The following is a 16,884-nucleotide window of genomic DNA, read 5'->3' as shown; positions in this document are numbered from 1 at the left end:
ACCAGCGACAGCGTGCCGAAGACGCCGAGGGTGAGGGCCAGCGCGATCCTGGCCCAGTTGTGGCCGCGGCGCAGGCTCGCCGCCAGGGCGACGGCTCCGGCGAACACCGCCAGCCGGAAGGCCAGCCCGCCGGCGAGGGTGGAACTACTGGACCTGCTGATGACGACCGAGCTGCTGAACAAGGCGCAGAGCGCAGCCGACAAGGAGAAGGTCCGCAAGCACCCGAAACTGGCCAAGGCTTCGGCTCGCCTGGCGGTGGCGGTGGAGGCGCTGTTCGACTCCGACTCCTGGGGTGGAGAGGATGAGGAGCCGCGGGTGTCGGTGGTGTGGGAAGCAATCGAGGCGGTGGTGTCGCGGGCGGAGCTGCGGGCGGCCCTGGTCAAGGCCGACTACGGGCCGCTCGGCACCTTTGCCCGCGGGAGGATCGACCTGCACAAAGTGCGGCGGACGTGGCCGGACATCCTGCGCGTGGGCGCCTCGATCTACACCGGTACCGTCCGCGCCTACGACGTGGTGACGATGCTGCAGCGCGAGGGCCAACCCCACCGCACCGACGAGACCTACCGGCGCGACATCAAGCACATCCGCAACCTGCAGGAGGGCCGGCATGCCCTGGCGCGGAAGATCTGCCACGGCAAGAAGGGCGAGCTCTACCACCGGTACGAACGCGGACTGGAAAATCAACTCGGCGTCCTCGGCATTGTTCTCAACTGCGTCGTTTTATGGACAACGGTCTATCTGGACGCGGCACTACGACAGCTGAAGGCGCAGGATTATCCGGTCGGAGACGAGGACATGGCCCGGCTCTCGCCCTTCGTCAACACCCACCTGGGCGCCCATGGCGCCTACATCTTCGTGCTTCCCGACCTGGCTCCGGGAGCGATCCGCGACCTGCGTGATCCCGACGCGCCCGACGCTGACGACGACGAAATCCGACGAGCCGGCTCGTGGCCGAACGGAACCCCGGGCGCATGGCGCCATCTCCGTCACGAGGCATTACGCTCTCCAGGAATGGGAGGGCGGTTCTGGAGCAGCGTCTATCTGCTGTTCATCTGGTTTCCGGTGCTGCCGTTCCTCGATACTGAGCCACCTGTCAGCCGGGTGGTCTTGGCGGTCGGTGGTCTGCTTGGCTTCGTCGCCTGCTATCTACGGGTGGCGTGGACGGCTCTGGCGGGTCCCAGAAGGAATGCGACGCCGTGGGCGCTTGGGCTGCTGTACGTGCTGTGGATCGCGCTGGTGCCCCCGCTTGGCGATCAGTGGCTGCTCATCTCGACGTACTTCACCGTGGCCGCGCTGGTCGCGTCAGTTCCACGCCGGGCGATGTTCGCGGGGATGGCGGTCATCGTGGCGGCCTACGTCGGCGGGCTGCTCTACCTTGACCTGCCCCTGTCCGGCACGTGGTGGATGCCGCTGCAGCCCGTGCTGTTCGCCGGCCTGATCGACATGTTCCTTCGGTTTCGCGAGGAGAGAACCAGGGCTGAACAGCTGGCCGTCGAGAACGAGCGGCTCCGGTTTTCCCGGGATATGCACGACATCATCGGACACAGCCTGTCGGTGATGACGTTGAAGACCCAGCTCGCCGATCGGCTGATCGAACGAGATCCCGCACGGGCTCGTGAGGAGATCAGGCAGCTGGAGGAGCTGTCCAGGCAGGCGCTGGAGGATGTGCGCGAGGCGGTCAGCGGCTATCGGTCGCTGTCGCTGCGCGAGGAGCTCACGCGGGCGCGCGAGGCGCTGACCGCTGCCGGGATCCACGCCGCGGTGGCGGCCGACGACGTGCCGGCGGACGCGGCGTCGCTGCTGGCGTGGGTGGTGCGTGAGGGCACCACCAATGTTGTACGGCACAGCCGCGCCAGCCACTGCGAGATCAAGGTCTTCACCGATGGCGATCACGTCGTGGCCGAGGTGTCCGACGACGGCCTCGGCAGCGGCAAGGCGCCCGGCGATGGCAACGGGCTGCGCGGCCTGTCTGAGCGGCTCGATGCGGTCGGCGGCACCCTGGAGCATTCGGCCACCGATGAGGGCTTCATCCTGCGGGCTAGGCTGCCCGCGTGATCAATGTTCTGCTGGCGGACGACCAGCATCTGGTACGGCAGGCGATGGCCGCCCTGCTCAGCTTCGAAGACGACATCACGGTGGTCGGCGAAGTCGGTACCGGCGAGGAGGTGGCAGGCGCGGTCACTCGACTCCAACCAGACGTGGTCCTGCTCGACATCGAGATGCCCGGCAAAGACGGCCTCACCGTCGCGGCCGAGCTGTCCGGCGTCCGCGTGATCATCCTGACCACGTTCGGTCGTCCCGGCTATCTGAGCAGGGCCGTCAACGCGGGCGTGGCAGGCTACGTCCTCAAGGACGCGCGAGCCGACGAACTCGCCAACGCGATCAGGGAAGTGGCCGGGGGAGGCAGGGTGATCGACCACAAGCTGGCCGCCGCGAGCCGGTCCGCGGGTGCCAATCCACTCACCGACCGGGAGCGGGAGGTGTTGCGGGCCGCGGCCGATGGCGCGACGATCGCCGACATCGCACAGCGGATGTTCCTGTCGGCCGGCACCGTACGCAACTATCTGTCCAGCGCCGGCCAGAAGGTAGGGGCGCGCAATCGGGCCGAAGCCGTACGCGCTGCCGAGGACAAGGGCTGGCTATAGGACGTTTGTCACTACTGGCATCGCCGCGCCGTCGGCACGCTAGCAGACGTGTTCAAACGCATTCTTCCAGCACTTGGCCTGCTTGTTCTCGCGCCGCTGGTCGGCGAATATCTGCTCGGCAACATCTCCATCAACGCCCTACCGATGATCATCGGGCTGATCCCGCTCTACGGCGGCGGCGCGTTGCTGATCCGTGAGGTCGCCCGCCGGTGGCGGCTCGGGTGGCCGGGGATCATCCTGCTCGGGCTCGCCTACGCCGTGATCGAGGAGGGCCTGCTCACCCAATCGCTGTTCAACCCCGACTACGTCGGGTTGCGGCTGCTCGACTACGGGTTCATCCCTGCGCTGGGCATCGGCGCCTACTGGACCGTGTTCGTCCTGGCCATCCATGGGGTGTGGAGCATCGCGGTGCCGATCTCGCTCGTCGAAGCGGGCTCACGCCGCCCGGACACACCCTGGCTCGGCAAGATCGGCCTCACCGTGACCGCCATCCTGTTCCTGCTGGGGGGCGCAGTAGTCGCCCTGGCAAGCCCGGTCATCTACCCGGTGTCAGCCGCGCAGGTCACCTGGACGCTCATCACGGCCGTCGCCCTGATCATCGCCGCGTTCCTTACCGTCCGGTTCCGCCGTCCCCTCCCGCCGGCCGCATCGGCCGGCCCGTGGACCGTCTTCGCGATCACAATCGTGGCCGGGCTGGCGTTCATGCTCCCCGCCATGACGGCCAATCTGCAGTCCAGCGTGCCCGCGTGGATCACGGTCGGCTTCTACCTCGCGCTCTACGCCACGATGACGCTGCTCATCCTGCGCTGGTCCCGGCGCATCGGCTGGGGCCCCTGGCACAAGTTCGCCCTGGGCGCCGCCGGCCTGCTCACCTACGCATGGCACGGCTTCCCCCAGCCGCCGAGCTTCCCGGCGCCCGCGCATGTGGACCTCATCGGCAACGCTGTCTTCGCGCTGGCCGCCATCGGGCTGCTCGCCTTTGTGGTGGCACGGCTCCGCCGCACCGCAGCGCCAGTCTGATCTTCAGCCTTGGCGCTCTCGAGATCACTCCAGATTTGTCGTTAAGATCCCACACTAATCCTGAAGGTCCCAAATGTTCCACCATGAGGGAATGCTCACAGTCTGTGCAGAGCTGCCGTCGTTGGAGGTTCCGTGCCCATCGGGTATCTGTTCACTGTGGCGGTCACCGCGATCGGCACGCTGTTCGCGTTACGGCCGCTGCCGTTCTTTTCACATCCCCTCGGCCGCGTGAGCTACTTCTTCGGGCTGGCCGCCAACGAGCTGCCGTTTGCGGCCTTCTTCTGGATACTGCTGGTCCCGACGGCGCTGGCGATCGCCGATGATGACATCGCCTCGGCGGGCGGCTGGGCGGTCGTCGCTTTGGCTGCCGTGACCGCGATCGGACTCGCGGTTATCGCCTCCCGCGCGTTGGGCGAGCGGGCCAGGATCGAGCGCGCGATGGACGCGGGGCTGGGCGCGGGGTGGCGCACCGCCATCGACGCCGACCTGTCCACGAGACTGCGGCGCCGTGCCCCGTGGGCCCGGATCCTGTTCCTGCCCATCGTCAAGCGCCGCCTGGACGTGCGGCGGGTGGCCAACCTCTCCTACGGCGACGCGGGCCGCCGTAACCTGCTGGATCTCTACCAGCACCGCTCGCGCCCGCAAGGCGCGCCCGTGATGATCCACCTGCACGGCGGCTTCTACACCGGCGGCCACAAGAACAGCCAGTCACTCCCCCTGCTCTACCACCTCGCCAGCCGAGGTTGGGTGTGCATCAGCGCCAATTACCGGCTCCGGCCCGAGTTTCAGCACCCGGACCACCTGATCGACCTCAAGAAGATCATCGCCTGGGTGCGCGAGCACGCCCACGGATACGGCGCCGACCCCTCGACCCTGTTCGTCGCGGGCAGTTCGGCGGGCGGACACATTGCGGCGCTGGCAGCGCTCACCCCCAACGACCCCGCCTTCCAGCCGGGCTTCGAGCACGCCGACACCTGCGTGAGCGGCGCCATCTATCTGAACGGCTGGTACGGCGGCTACTTCGACCAGGACGCGGAGGCCGGGCCGCTGGCCCACGTCGCACCGGACGCACCGCCGTTCCTCGTGGCCCACGGTGACATGGATCCGGTGGTGCCCGTGGCAGAAGCCCGCCACTTCGCCGACCAGCTACGCCAGACCTCGACCTCCCCCGTCGTCTACGCCGAACTGCGCGGCGGCAACCACGCCTTCGACCTGTACCACTCGGTCCGCTTCGAGGCGGTCGTCGACGCGCTCGAAGGCTTCACTGCCTGGGTGAGATCACGGGAAAGAAGAGCCATAGCCGACTAGTACTACAGCCAGGCTTTGTGATCTATATCTGGATCTGGTTGTGGCGGAGCCGGCGTTTCCAGTAGTGGCTGCTGCGGGCGCGGGTTTGGTGAGCTCGCCGACGCTGTGACCAGGCCAGGGCCCGTTGGAGAGGCTGGTCCAGGGAGCGGGTGGCGGCGCTGGTCAGGTGTGCCAGGAGACGGCGGATCCCGGCGGGGGTGAGGCGAACCAGGCCGGTTGGGCTTTTGGGGCATGGGCGGCGGTGACGGCCAGGTAGGCGTGGGCCAGCATGGCCAGCGTGATGTGACGGTGCCAGCCGTCGAACCGGCGGACCTGGTACTGATCGAGGCCGGTCTCGTTCTTGGCGCTCTGGAAGCACTCTTCGATGGCCCAGCGCGCTCCGGCGATGCCGATCAGGTCCTCGATCGTGGTGCCGGCCGGGCCATGGCACAGGTAGTAGGCCAGTTCGACCTCACCCTTGGGATTGGGCGTCAGGCCGCGCCGGACCAGGAGCCAGCGCTGGTAGCCGGGTTCGGTCTCGAAAGGGACGGTGGCCGGCGCCCAGTCGTACACGCGTGGACCTTTGGCGCCATCGCCGCACGAGCGGCGTTGCCATGCCTCGGGCGGGGCTTGGGCGGCCAGGGTGTCAGCGCGGACATCCCCGCCCGCTCCGAAACCGACGGTCTGGTTCTTGGGCACGGCCACTACATAATGCAGCCGGCGCCCTTCACAAAAGCGCCGGAACTTGTCGTCCATGCCGTAGGCCTCATCAGCGGTGACCCAGGAGACGGGCATTCCCGCCTCCACCGCGCGCCCCAGCATCTGCCGGGCCAGCACCGGCTTGGTGGCGAACGACACATCCTCACCGATGCCCGCCTGAGCGCATCGGACCCGGTCCTCGGTCCAGAACTTCGGCAGATACAGCTCGGCATCGATTAATGCCGGCCCAGCGGGGAGGCGTAGGCCACAAACACCCCGACCTGGCCGTTTTCGATGCGGCCGGCGGTGCCGGAGTACTGGCGTTGCACCCCGGCCGACTTGTCGCCCTTCTTGAGGAACCCGGTGTCGTCCACGATCAGCACACCATCGCGGTGGCCGAGGTGCTCCACCACATACGTGCGCAGATCGGCGCGCACCTGGCGGGCGTCCCAGCGGGCGTTGTTCAGCAGCCGCTGCATCCGATCCGGCGCCGCATCCCCGGCCGCCTCCGCGAGCTGCCAGCCGTTCTTACGCTCGACCGGAGCCAGCAGCCCCGTCACATACGCCCGCGCCTGCTTTCGGGGCTCCACGCGCCCGAACCGGCCTGCTATCCGCCCGAACAGCGCGTCCGGCCCGGACGACCACGCGCGGAGGTCGTCAGCGGTTAACTCGTCCGACATGCCGCCGGACTATAGATCACAAAGCCTGGCTGTAGTTGCGGAGATCACAAAGCACACGGCACTGCTGAACGACGTGCTGGGCCGCAGGCCGTCCGGGCGGGTCCAGCTGGTGGTGCCGGAAAGCCTGCTGCCGCCGCCGAAGGACCCCTGGCCGCTGGCCACCGGATCGAAGTCACGCAAACCGGCCCCGAACGGGCCGTCATTGCCGCCGAGGCCTATGTCGGGGACGATCCCGGCTGGGCCTACCTGCTGCACGAGGAGCTGTGGCATCGCGTCATCAACAACGGGCTGCTGCCCACCGACGGGCTCGCCCGCGTCGTCGCCCAGCACTACCGGATCGCCTTGGTGGAACGCCGCCACGCCGCAGACGCTGCCAAGAGAATGCGCGCCAAGGCCCTGCGGGCGCTGTCGATCATCAGTACGGTGCTCAGCCTGGCGCTGCTGCTCGCCCCAGGGCTGAACGGCGTCGCGCTCACCTCGCTCGCGGCCGGGATGCGCGGGGCCGCCGCACTGGCCGACCTGGCCGCGCTCACCCTCCAGATCGCCGAGATCACCGACCACATGGCAATCGCCAGCCGGCGGCTGACCTCGAACATCCTCGATGTCGGCGCGGACGTCCAGCGGCTCGCCGAACTCGGCTCACTCCTGCGCGCGCGCGCCGACCTGCCCGAGACCCTGGTGATCGAGATCGTCCACGCCATGGCCCTCGGCAAGATCGGCGCCCGGCTGCCCGCGGTCGAGGTGTCGCTGCTCACCCACCGCCTCTGCGACGACCTGCGCGCCCTGCTGTCCGCCGACGAAGAAGCGCCGACCTGATGGGCCCGCCGAAGCCCAAAGGCGGCACCGTTCTCACTGCGCTCGACATCATCGACGCCCGCCAATTCAAGGTGGCGACACTGCTGCGGGACACCGGGTTGTCGGTTCCTCTCCACCATTCCGTGCCCGGAACGGCGAACTTCAGCCGGTGGTTGAGGCGGATGCTGGTGCTGGGCAGACTGGGCGGCCCGCTGACGGGCAACCGCGGCTTCGTCGGCATGCTCGCCGAGCTGGCCCACATCCAGCAGACGACGCCGTTCCAGCCTGGCTTCCTCGGCTGCGACAGCCTGTCCAAGGTGGTCGAACTCTTCTACCAGTGGGGACGGCATCCGAGCGTCGACTACCTCAAGTACAGTCCCGACAAGCTGGCGGCCTCCGCGGGACTAGAGCAGATGTTCAACGGCCTGCTCGTCCAGCGGGTCATCACACACCATCCCGACGTGAGCGGCCGGATCGGCGCGTACACCGGGGCTTCGACGGGCGGGCCCGCCTTCCACGTCCGCCCGGGCCGCGGTCCTCGGGGACGGTCACCTCCAGTTCCTCGCGGAGCGCGGGGACGAGGATGACGCGGGCGGTGTGGTACTTCGTTACGCACTTCCGCTCCGGGTGCGGCAGGCGCTGCCCGCCGGGGCTTCACACTTCGGACAGTCGTTTCGTTCTACCGCTTTTGCTGCTTGATCGGGCGTCAGGTCCACCCGCGCAGTCTGTCAGAACCGTCTCGCACAACATGCTGGTTTTGCGAGGAGTTCTGCGAACGGCGACCTGCGGATTCGTGAGCGGCTCCCGGGTGTTCGCAGAACTCTCGCAACTGGTCATTTGTGAGAATCACGCAGCACCCGGCCATGGCCGCTGCGCTTGGGTACGCGGGCCGAACTGTTCCGTATACAGAAGCCCCGGCCGCGCCTGGCGGTTCAGCCCGTGAGGGCGTTGAGCCAGCCGGTCAGCAGACGGTTGATCTCCTCGGGGCGTTCCTGCTGGATCCAGTGGCCGCAGCCCTCTACGAGGTGGGAGGCGGTCAGGCCGGGAAGGGTGGTGGGGAAGGCCTCGATAGCGTCGGACATCCAGGTGGTGGAGGCGTCCAGGGCGCCGCCGATGAACAGGGACGGCTGCTTGATCGGGGCGCCGCGGTGGGGGGCGAGGTCTTCCCAGTCGCGGTCCACGTTGCGGTAGCGGTTGAGGGCGCCGGTCAGACCCGTGCGCTCGAACTCTCCGGCGTAAACGTCGAGGTCGTCCTCGGTCAGCCAGACCGGGAGGATGCCGGCGGGAAAACGGTCACGCAGCTGGCCGCCGTGGGCGACGAAGTGCGGGTCGGGCTCGCCCTGGGCGGGCATGGTGTCGGCGGACAGGGCGGCGTAGAAGCCCGCGAGCCAGCCCCGCACGTCAGACTCGATCTCCGTCTCGGCGCGGCCGGGCTCCTGGAAGTAGGAGACGTAGAACTCCTGCTCGGGGCCGCCGATCTGGCCGAAGATGTCGGTGGGGCGGGGGCCGCCGGGTGGCGCGTACGGGACGCTCAGCAGGGCGACGGCCCGGAAGACCTCGGGGTGGAGCAGGGCGGAGGTGGCGGCGATGTTAGAGCCCCAGTCGTGGCCGACGACCACCGCGTTCTCCTCGCCGAGGGCGTGCACGAGGGCGACGTTGTCCTCCACCAGGTCCAGCATCCGGTAGGCGTCGGTCGCCGCAGGCTTGGAGGAGCGGCCGTAGCCGCGCACGTCGATCGCCACCGCCCGGTAGCCGGCCGCGGCGAGGGCCGGGAGCTGGCGGCGCCAGGAGTACCAGGACTCGGGGAAGCCGTGCACGAGCAGGACCAGCGGGCCGGTGCCCTGCTCGACCAGGTGCAGGCGCCCGGCCGGGGCCTCGACGGTGCGGTGGCGGAGTGCGGCGGACGGCTCGGGCTGCATGGGGGCTTCTCCTCGGTTCGCGGGTGGATGCAGGTACGCATCGATCATGCGGCGCGGCGACCGTCCGACGCGATTACTCTTGCCACTCTGGCAAACTTGCAGGACAGATGGTGGAGCGGCACGTCCAGAAGGGGGCAGAGCGGGTGACAGGCGACGACGTGGCCGACACGCTGGCGGCGATGGGCCCCCGGCTGCGGGCCACGCGCGAACACCGCGGCTCCACGCTCACCGGCGTCAGCCGCGCGACCGGCATCTCCCCGAGCACGCTGTCGCGGATTGAGACCAGCCGACGCAAGCCCACCCTGGAAGCGGTGTTGCAGTTGGCGAAGGAGTACGGCGTCTCCCTGGACGAGCTGGCCGGCACCGCCCCCGCCGCCGGGCCCCGCACCTCCGCGCTCCAGCGTTTCGGCGACGACAAGGCGGTGCTGCCGCTGACCCGGTACGTCGGGGGCCTGCACGCCCACAAACACGTCCTGCCCGCCGTCCAGGAGCCGCCCGCGCGGCCCCGGCAGGTCTCCCACGACGGCTGGGAATGGCTGTGCGTCCTGTACGGGCGGCTGTGGCTCGCACTCGGCGACCAGGACCTCGTCCTGAGTGCCGGGGACGTCGCCGAGTTCGACACCCGCAATCCCCACGGGGTCGCGAACGCCGGCGCCGGCGGCCCGGTCGAGTACCTGATCATGTTCGGGCCGCAGGGAGAGCGCCTGCGACCGCGCACCCCGCCCGCCCCCGGCCCCAGGGCCCGGTAGCAAGCAGCGTACGAACGGCCTGACGTCCTGGATACGCCCGGGATGTCAGGCCTCTTCCTCGTTGTCCTCAGCAACGTCGGGGTCGCGGAAGGGGCGCAGGCCCTGGCCGGGGCCGCTGACCTTGATGTTGAACAGGTAGCGGCCCAGGAAGTTGATGTGCCTGTCCTTGAGGGGGTCCCGGTAATAATGAAGAAATTTCCAACGAAGTAGCCTCTGACCTGCGGTGACTCCGGCCCCTGTGGCTAAGGTCTCGATTCGCTTACGGGTGGATCCCAAGCAACGGCGAACGAGGTCGTTCGCCTGCTTGGCCAGCACCTTGGACAGCGGTGACTCCAAGGCGGGCAGGTCCTGATCATGACGTTCGAGCGATTCGAGAAAGCGCTGCTGATTGCCTACGTCGAGGCCGAGGCGTTCAACGCCACCCTCAAACGCGAGCCCCTCCAGGGCGCCAAGCGCTGGCCCTCAGCGCGCGAGGCTCGCCTGGCGGCCTTCAAGTGGATCACCCGCTACAACACCCGAAGGCGCCACTCCGCCCTCGATTACCTCAGCCCGATCGACTACGAGCAGCAGACCATCGATAGAGTGCTGCTCGCCGCATGACAGCCGGTGTCCACACTTCGGGGCGAACGCCCCTCCACGAGTACTCACATGCCGCTTGACTGCCTGGATGAACTTTTCGGCAGGCGCGGTCGGTCCGGGCGTCCAGGGAGATTCGGGATCTGTTCGCCTGGCGCGGGTGCCTGCTCTTCCTCGTCGCGTGCGCGCCTTGGGCGCCAGGACCTCGATGAACAGCATGGCCTGAGCCTCCCCTGTGGGCCGCGGTGGGAGGGGTGCGGGGCGCGAGCCCCTGGCCGGTCGACCGCGCATCACTCAGTCGGATGACGGCAAGACCGGAGCCCGCGGCGCTTCATCGTCGGAGGTGTCAAAGCATCACTCCGGACAGGTATTCACCGACTTCAATCAGGGAGCCATGGCCGCGTTCTTGACGTATGGGCTGGTTACCTGGTGGCAGGTGCTGGGAATCACAGTCGCGGTGGCTCGGGGGTGGCCCCATGTCCCCGTTGGTCACAATCGCGTGTGACGTCTCCCCAGGTTCGCAGGCTCGATGCCGGATGAAACGGACAAGAGAGGACGACAGCGTGGACATGAAGTTCGAGGTTACGGTGCTGCCCGTTTCCGATGCCGATCGGGCGAAGGCCTTCTACGAGGGTCTGGGATGGCGCTTGGACGCCGACATCACGGTGGACGAGGGGTACCGGGTGGTTCAGTTCACCCCGCCCAACTCGCCCGCCTCGATCCAGTTCGGCACGGGGATCACGGAGTTGGCGCCCCGTTCGGTGAAGGACCTGATGCTGATCGTCGAGGACATCGAGGCCGCCCGGGAGGAATTGATGGGCCACGGCGCGGAGGTCAGCGAGGTGTGGCACGGTTCCGGCGTGAACAGCGTGGGGCGGCGCGTGCCCGGCCCGGGTCCGGAGCGCCGGCCCTACGGCAGCTGGATGTCGTTCTCGGATCCTGATGGGAACAGCCGGCTGTTGCAGGAGGTGATGGAGCGGCTCCCGGGCAGGGTGTGGTCGACGGACGTCGCAGGGCCAGCCGAGCTTCTGTACGAGACGGCCGAACACCATAGCGCTTTCGAGGCGGTGGCCCCGAAGCATGACTGGTGGGACTGGTACGCGGCGTACCTGGATGCCCGTGAGCACGGCAGCACCCCCGCGGTGGCTTCCGCGGCCGCTCGACGCTACATGGCCGAAGTCAAGCATGTCGTCGTCTGACACGTCGTCGCGGCGCGAGCCGGAACTGGCCGGGCAGACCATCGTCGTGATCGGTGGCAGCGCGGGGATCGGGCTGGAGACAGCTCGGCGTGCCCGTGCCGAGGGTGCCGAGGTCATACTCACCGGCCGCGATCCCGACCGGCTCGAACGAGCGGGGCTGGAGGTCGGCGCGCAACGCACCGCAGCCTTCGACGCCGACGACGCGGCCGCCGTACAGCGCTTCTTCCATGACCTGCCGGCGATTGACCATGTGATGGTCACGGCCGGCGGCCCACGCTACGGTCCTGTCCTGGAGATGGACTCAGACGACGTACGGCAGGCGATGAGCGGGCACATCATGCGGGCGCTCGAGATCGCACGCAACGCCGCAGGCAAGATGCGGCCCGGGGGCACGATCGTGCTCATGGGCGGCACAGGGGGCCGACGGATCGGTCACGGCCTCGGGATCGTCTCGGCGGCCACCGCGGCGCTGCCTCCGTTCACGGCGACCCTCGCGATGGAGCTCGCGCCGGTTCGCGTCAACCTCATCGCCGCAGGTTTCGTCGACACCCCCTTGTCGGCCTCGCTGCTGGGAGATCGGCTCGAGGAACGACGGAACGAGCTGCGCGCCACGCTCCCGATCGGCCGGGTCGTGGGGCCCGCCGACGTCGCCGCGCTCGCCGTACACATCATGGCCAACACGGCGCTCACCGGTGCGACCTATGACATCGACGGCGGCCAGCAGTTCGTCTACTGACAGAGGGTGAAGACCATGGGGAGCTGATATCCGCCGGCCGTCACCGAGTGTTCCGACGCCTACTGGCGGGTCACCTTCGACAATCCGCGCTGCAGCGGATGACCGCGCGCGAAGCGGAGCGGGCGCCGACCGGAACAGCGCCGGTATCGGCCTCCCTGCGACGAAAGTCCGCCAGCGGTTGGCCGCGCAGGCTGGTCAAGAAGTTCGGGCGGCGTACGTCGATCGTCACAGATGCGGTGGTCAGGTGGTTTTGACCTGGCCACCGTCGATGATGAATTCCGCGCCGGTGATGTTGGCGGCGCGGGGCGAGGCAAGGAAGACGGCCAGGTCGGCCACCTCCTGGGGTTCGGTGATCCGCCCGGTGGAGATGGCCATCTCGCGCGGGACCACGTCGTTCAGTACTTCCTCCGCGGTGACCCCGGCGCCGGCTGCGACGTTGTCGGCGAAGGCGCCCGGAGCGGTCCAGAACGGCGTGCGGACCGGCCCGGGGGCGATGGCGTTGGCGCGTACGCCGCGCGGGGCGAACTCCTCCGACAGCGCCTTGGTGAGGTTGGTCAGCGCGGCCTTGGCCGCGGAGTAGTCGATGACTGAGGGGAAGGGCAGCCGGGCGTTGATGGAGCTGATGTTGACGATCGCCCCGCCGCTGTCGGCGAGCAGGTACGGCAAGCCGGCACGGGTGGCTCGGACTGCGCTGAAGAAGGTCAGGTCGAAGACGCGCTGCCACTCGGCGTCGTCGATGTCCAGGAAGCTGGAGCGAGGGCTGGCGGTGCCGAGGTTGTTGACCAGTACATCGATCGTGCCGTGCCGGTCCGCGGCGGCCTGGATCAGCCGGCTCGGGCCGTCGGCGCCGCCGAGATCGACAGGGACGAAGATGACGTCATATTTCTCGCGCAGGGTGGCGAGCTCCGTGGTCTCGGTCCGGCTGCCCGCGACGACGCGAGCGCCCTCCTGGCCGAACGCCTCGGCGACGGCCAAGCCGATGCCCTTGCTGGCGGCGGTGATGACGGCGACCTTGCCCGCGAGGTTCAGCTCCATCGGAATCCCCCGATCTCGTGATTGCGCGAAAGTCCGCGCAATCACGTACAGGGTTTCAGTGTCACCCTCTGACCAGCGAAGTCGCCAGCCGCCGCCCCGATGAGAGCAAGGCCTTGGGCAAGGTGTGCCCGGCCCCGGATGCGATGGTCGATCGCATGCGCGCGGCCGTCGCCGCGGGCGCGCAGACCCGCCATGGCGAGCGCGAACTGGAAGCGTTCCTGGACCGATTCCGCTGACCTCTCCCCGACTGCTGAGAAGCTTCGCCGAACGGGGCCGCGCACGCCCGTAGCGTGGCCGACGCCAAGGGGCCCGACATATCAGCAGACCTGCCGCGCCCCGCCGGGAAGATCGACTACGCGCCTGGGCGGTCTTTCTAGTGCTGTGACCACATTGGTTCGCCGAGGTGGTGGTCATGGTGATGGGATGCGAGGTGATGCCAGGTCCGACCGCTGGAGGCGGGTAAGTCTGGAGGGTGGAGGGGGAGGGAGACAGCCGCGGATCGCTTGGTGCCGTGCTCGTTCTGGCTCAAGCAACGTTCGCGAGCGCCGGGCAGTCTTGCCGGATGCCCGGGTCGGGGGCCAGTGCCCTTGCCGACGCGCCGGCATACGGGCAGAAGACGACTTGCCGAGTGCCGGAGTGAGGGTGGAGATGGCGATTGAAACGGCGTCACGCTCGTACCTGCCGGCCGAACAGGCGAGGCCGCCCGCCCACGGTCCGCTCCATCCGTGCCCTCATCCTGCGCCTGGTTCGCGAAAATCCATCGTGGGGCTATCGGCGGGTGCACGGCGAGCTCACCACACTCGGCATCGCGATCGCACCGTCCACGGTCTGGGAGATCCTCAAACAGGAAGGCCTCGACCCGGCACCCGAGCGGGCATCCACCACCTGGGCCGACTTACTGCGCCCGCAGTCCGACGCCCTGCTGGCCTGCGATTTCCCGGCCGGTGCCTGGACGGCGCAGCATGCCCGCCACCGGGTGATGCCACACAGTCACATCAGCGAGCATCGACCCACCCCGTCACGCCACATGCGATGGAAATGCTAACCCTCGATGAACGTGATCGTCTCGTCGAGCGGTGCCCGGCCTGTACGGACGTAATCCACCATGACGTCCTCGAACCCGATCGACATGCCGCAGAAGAGGATGAGCTCGCCCGGGGGTGACAGGATCTCCGCGACGGTCTTGCGATACACCGACCACGCCATTTGCGGGCAACTGTGCAGCCCTTCGGCGCGCAGCAGCAGCATGACGGTCTGCAGATACATGCCGAGGTCAGACCATTGGGGCAGGCCCAGGTCGCGGTCGATGTAGCAGACCAGCGCGGCGGGCGCGCCGAAAGACTGCCAGTTCGCGGAAGCGGCCCTCTGGCGCGCCTCCCAGTCCTCGCTCGCAATGCCGAGTGCGCTGTAGCCCTCATGGCCGAAGGCGGATCGGCGCTCGCGGTACGGGGACTTCAGTACGGGCGGGTACATCTCGTACTCCCGCTCGTCCCAGGGGTCGCCTGCGGCCACGCGCTCGCCAGCGCGCTTCTTGAGCTCGGCCAGCGGCCCGCCGGTCAGCACGTAGGCGCGCCACGACCGGAGGTTCGATCCGGAGGGCGCCCAAGCCGCGGCGGACAGCACGCGCTCCAGCACCTCCCTCGGGACAGGCCTGTCGGTGAACCCGCGGGCCTGCCGCGGTCGCCGACACGTTGTGGATCGTCGCCGCGATGATCGCGCTGACCTTCCTGGCCGGCTTCCTGCTGCCCAGAAAGGCCCGCGAGGCAGAAGCCGCCTCGTGAGCGCGATGTGAAACAGAACTTAGATTGTCTGTCACTCTGGCCCCCGTGGATCGTGTCCGCCCAGCTCGGCCTCCGCCGCCGCGAGGGCGACTCGGCAATATGTGTCACATTGCTGGATGGTGCCCATGTCCGTCGTGGCCTTTCCCGGCCAGCCCAACCCGCCACCAGCGCGACGACCGCAGCCGCGGTCGAGCGCTTCCTCCATTCCATCACCGCGGCCACCACCCGCGCTGGCTACGCCGAGACCCTCACCCGCCTGACCACCGTGACCGGCCCGGAGCACCCCGTCGCCGCCCTGAGGGGCGAGCTTGTCACTACCCGGATGGCGGGTTGGTCATCCACTCGCTGTAGGGCCTCCAGAGCGCGACGCCTGGCGTCGGCACGCTCATCGAGGACGAGCGGCAGGTATCAAGAAAGCTGCCATAAAGTGACGTTTGCCCAGGTGCAAGGGGGTGTCCGTATACATGAGACGCACAAGCGACTTTCACCTGAAAGGAACATCTCATGGGGCGCATTTCCCGTTCACTTCTCGGTCTCGCCGCTGCCATCGCGACAGTCTCGGCAGCTTTCGCCGCACCGGCTGCGGCGCATGCCTCTACCGCGCGCATGCCGTGTAACCCCGCCTTCCAGCCTTCCGGCTTGATCGGCGAAGTCTGGCAGTCCACGGGCGCCGGAAACGGGGAACTAGCATGCCCGGTTGCAAAGGAACGCCAGCATGGACAGGGTGCCATGCAGGAGTTCTGGTGGGGCACCATCGTTCGGTCGCCGAATCTGGGACCTCGCGGTGTGATGACCGTGGTCGACAAGAACAACGGCAAAATCGTCTTCCGCTGGAAGAACGTGAGTGCCCTTCCATGGGATTACTTCGAGGTCGCCTACAACACCAACCCGGGCCTGGGCAACAAAACCCACGTATTCAAGGCTCCAGCAGCAACTCCGTCTAGTGGTTCAGTGACTCTACGGCTGGGGCAGGGCGCGGACTTCGCCGTGACCACCAACGGCCACGCCGGGCGGGAGAGCACGATGAACTTCTCGGTCCGAGGTTGCCAGGTCCCCATCGTTGTTCATCGTTGTACTCCGTGGAGCGACGTCGTCTCCTACACGTGGCAGCACGAGTAGGACGATCAGGGCCGCCGCCAGTGCCTTAAAGGGGCTAACAGAATGATCTCTGTTGTGCTTTGATCTCTCGCTGTAGTGATGGCGAGAGGAGCGGGGATGGCCCGGCTGAAGCCGTGGGAGGTCGGTGACGAGTTATGGCAGGTCATCGAGCCGTTGCTGCCCAAACGTGAGCGCCGGTTCCGACATCCGGGACGCAAGCGGCTGGATGATCGGCTGGCGTTGCAGGGCATCTTGTTCGTGCTGCACACCGGGATCGCGTGGGAATATCTGCCGCAAGAGCTGGGATACGGCTCCGGCATGACCTGCTGGCGGCGCCTGGCCGAGTGGAACGCCGCCGGCGTCTGGCAGCGCCTGCACGAGGTGCTGCTGGACCGACTACGGGCCGCCGATGCCCTCGACCTCTCCCACGCTGTGGTGGACTCTTCCCACATCAGAGCCCTAAAAGGGGGGCACAGACCGGCCCGTCCCCGGTCGATCGAGGACGTCCCGGCAGCAAGCACCACCTGATCACCGACGCCACCGGCATCCCCCTCGCAGTGATCCTGACCGTTGATCCCAAGTTGTTCGATGAGCTTGTCGACGCGTCGGGTGGAGACGCCGAGCAGGTAGCTGGTGGCCACCACGCTGATGAGCGCCTGCTCGGC

At 68.0% G+C, this 16,884-nt stretch carries 18 protein-coding genes and 4 pseudogenes; 14 read left to right on the top strand and 8 right to left on the bottom strand.

Annotated features, from left to right (window positions below; translation table 11 throughout):
* The coding region (locus ACWDLG_RS44690; protein ID WP_449931698.1) for a hypothetical protein at positions 1-182 on the bottom strand (182 nt) is incomplete at its 3' end.
* Here ACWDLG_RS44690 and ACWDLG_RS44685 point away from each other — a divergent pair.
* The 4 genes from ACWDLG_RS44685 (at position 160) to ACWDLG_RS44670 (ending at position 4,973) form a co-directional block, all read left to right on the top strand.
* Positions 160-2,055, top strand: coding sequence for a Tn3 family transposase (locus ACWDLG_RS44685; RefSeq protein ID WP_449931696.1), 1,896 nt, complete (start codon positions 160-162; stop codon positions 2,053-2,055). The two genes, ACWDLG_RS44690 and ACWDLG_RS44685, sit on opposite strands and share 23 nt — an antisense overlap.
* Positions 2,052-2,645, top strand: coding sequence for a response regulator transcription factor (locus ACWDLG_RS44680; protein ID WP_449931694.1), 594 nt, complete (start codon positions 2,052-2,054; stop codon positions 2,643-2,645). The genes ACWDLG_RS44685 and ACWDLG_RS44680 overlap by 4 nt, the downstream gene beginning before the upstream one ends.
* A 48-nt stretch (positions 2,646-2,693) precedes the next feature.
* The gene (locus ACWDLG_RS44675; protein ID WP_449931692.1) at positions 2,694-3,665 is read left to right on the top strand and encodes a hypothetical protein; all 972 of its coding nucleotides are present in this window, start codon (positions 2,694-2,696) and stop codon (positions 3,663-3,665) included.
* A gap of 132 nt (positions 3,666-3,797) precedes the next feature.
* Positions 3,798-4,973, top strand: coding sequence for an alpha/beta hydrolase (locus tag ACWDLG_RS44670; RefSeq protein WP_449931690.1), 1,176 nt, complete (start codon positions 3,798-3,800; stop codon positions 4,971-4,973).
* A 162-nt stretch (positions 4,974-5,135) separates the two neighbouring features.
* Here the strand turns inward: ACWDLG_RS44670 and ACWDLG_RS44665 are convergent.
* Positions 5,136-6,331: pseudogene (locus tag ACWDLG_RS44665) on the bottom strand (IS701 family transposase).
* 9 nt (positions 6,332-6,340) lie between these two features.
* Complete coding sequence (locus tag ACWDLG_RS44660) at positions 6,341-6,691, bottom strand: hypothetical protein (protein ID WP_449931688.1); 351 nt, start codon at positions 6,689-6,691, stop codon at positions 6,341-6,343.
* A gap of 21 nt (positions 6,692-6,712) precedes the next feature.
* On the opposite strand from ACWDLG_RS44660, the gene ACWDLG_RS44655 reads away from it, so the two are divergent.
* Positions 6,713-7,147, top strand: coding sequence for a hypothetical protein (locus ACWDLG_RS44655; RefSeq protein ID WP_449931686.1), 435 nt, complete (start codon positions 6,713-6,715; stop codon positions 7,145-7,147).
* On the top strand, positions 7,147-7,713 hold the full coding sequence (locus ACWDLG_RS44650) for a hypothetical protein (RefSeq protein WP_449931685.1): 567 nt from the start codon (positions 7,147-7,149) through the stop codon (positions 7,711-7,713). The genes ACWDLG_RS44655 and ACWDLG_RS44650 overlap by 1 nt, the downstream gene beginning before the upstream one ends.
* 21 nt (positions 7,714-7,734) lie before the next feature.
* Here ACWDLG_RS44650 and ACWDLG_RS44645 read toward each other — a convergent pair whose 3' ends face one another.
* Together ACWDLG_RS44645 and ACWDLG_RS44640 are read right to left on the bottom strand one after the other, a co-directional pair.
* Complete coding sequence (locus ACWDLG_RS44645; protein WP_449931683.1) at positions 7,735-7,842, bottom strand: zinc finger domain-containing protein; 108 nt, start codon at positions 7,840-7,842, stop codon at positions 7,735-7,737.
* A gap of 216 nt (positions 7,843-8,058) precedes the next feature.
* Positions 8,059-9,045: an alpha/beta fold hydrolase gene (locus ACWDLG_RS44640; protein ID WP_449931682.1), complete on the bottom strand. Its 987-nt coding sequence runs from the start codon at positions 9,043-9,045 to the stop codon at positions 8,059-8,061.
* Between the two features lie 143 nt (positions 9,046-9,188).
* On the opposite strand from ACWDLG_RS44640, the gene ACWDLG_RS44635 reads away from it, so the two are divergent.
* Positions 9,189-9,794 carry a helix-turn-helix domain-containing protein gene (locus ACWDLG_RS44635; protein WP_449931681.1) on the top strand — a complete coding sequence of 202 codons (606 nt, stop codon included), beginning with the start codon at positions 9,189-9,191 and terminating at the stop codon, positions 9,792-9,794.
* A 45-nt stretch (positions 9,795-9,839) separates the two neighbouring features.
* Here the strand turns inward: ACWDLG_RS44635 and ACWDLG_RS44630 are convergent, their stop codons facing one another.
* Positions 9,840-10,130, bottom strand: coding sequence for a hypothetical protein (locus tag ACWDLG_RS44630; RefSeq protein WP_449931679.1), 291 nt, complete (start codon positions 10,128-10,130; stop codon positions 9,840-9,842).
* A gap of 66 nt (positions 10,131-10,196) precedes the next feature.
* Here ACWDLG_RS44630 and ACWDLG_RS44625 point away from each other — a divergent pair.
* From ACWDLG_RS44625 to ACWDLG_RS44615, 3 genes and pseudogenes are all read left to right on the top strand, one after another.
* Positions 10,197-10,394 (top strand): annotated as a pseudogene (locus ACWDLG_RS44625) (integrase core domain-containing protein); the annotation flags it as partial.
* Between the two features lie 545 nt (positions 10,395-10,939).
* Positions 10,940-11,569 carry a VOC family protein gene (locus tag ACWDLG_RS44620; protein WP_449931700.1) on the top strand — a complete coding sequence of 210 codons (630 nt, stop codon included), beginning with the start codon at positions 10,940-10,942 and terminating at the stop codon, positions 11,567-11,569.
* A complete protein-coding gene (locus ACWDLG_RS44615; protein ID WP_449931677.1) occupies positions 11,490-12,305 on the top strand; it encodes an SDR family oxidoreductase in 816 nt (271 codons plus the stop codon). The genes ACWDLG_RS44620 and ACWDLG_RS44615 overlap by 80 nt, the downstream gene beginning before the upstream one ends.
* Before the next feature lie 240 nt (positions 12,306-12,545).
* Here ACWDLG_RS44615 and ACWDLG_RS44610 read toward each other — a convergent pair whose 3' ends face one another.
* Positions 12,546-13,340, bottom strand: coding sequence for an oxidoreductase (locus tag ACWDLG_RS44610; protein ID WP_449931673.1), 795 nt, complete (start codon positions 13,338-13,340; stop codon positions 12,546-12,548).
* A gap of 17 nt (positions 13,341-13,357) precedes the next feature.
* On the opposite strand from ACWDLG_RS44610, the gene ACWDLG_RS44605 reads away from it, so the two are divergent.
* Together ACWDLG_RS44605 and ACWDLG_RS44600 are read left to right on the top strand one after the other, a co-directional pair.
* Complete coding sequence (locus ACWDLG_RS44605) at positions 13,358-13,576, top strand: hypothetical protein (protein ID WP_449931671.1); 219 nt, start codon at positions 13,358-13,360, stop codon at positions 13,574-13,576.
* A 542-nt stretch (positions 13,577-14,118) separates the two neighbouring features.
* Complete coding sequence (locus tag ACWDLG_RS44600) at positions 14,119-14,385, top strand: hypothetical protein (RefSeq protein ID WP_449931669.1); 267 nt, start codon at positions 14,119-14,121, stop codon at positions 14,383-14,385.
* Here ACWDLG_RS44600 and ACWDLG_RS44595 read toward each other — a convergent pair.
* Positions 14,382-14,999, bottom strand: a pseudogene (locus ACWDLG_RS44595) (nitroreductase); the annotation flags it as partial. The gene ACWDLG_RS44600 and the pseudogene ACWDLG_RS44595 sit on opposite strands and share 4 nt — an antisense overlap.
* 626 nt (positions 15,000-15,625) lie before the next feature.
* On the opposite strand from ACWDLG_RS44595, the gene ACWDLG_RS44590 reads away from it, so the two are divergent.
* Together ACWDLG_RS44590 and ACWDLG_RS44585 are read left to right on the top strand one after the other, a co-directional pair.
* Positions 15,626-16,240: a hypothetical protein gene (locus ACWDLG_RS44590; protein WP_449931667.1), complete on the top strand. Its 615-nt coding sequence runs from the start codon at positions 15,626-15,628 to the stop codon at positions 16,238-16,240.
* Positions 16,241-16,336: 96 nt separating this feature from the next.
* Positions 16,337-16,884: pseudogene (locus tag ACWDLG_RS44585) on the top strand (IS5 family transposase); the annotation flags it as partial.

The organism is Nonomuraea sp. NPDC003727 (assembly GCF_053586935.1).
Note: the sequence above shows the minus strand (reverse complement) of the source record. Positions and strands in the feature narration are given on the sequence as shown.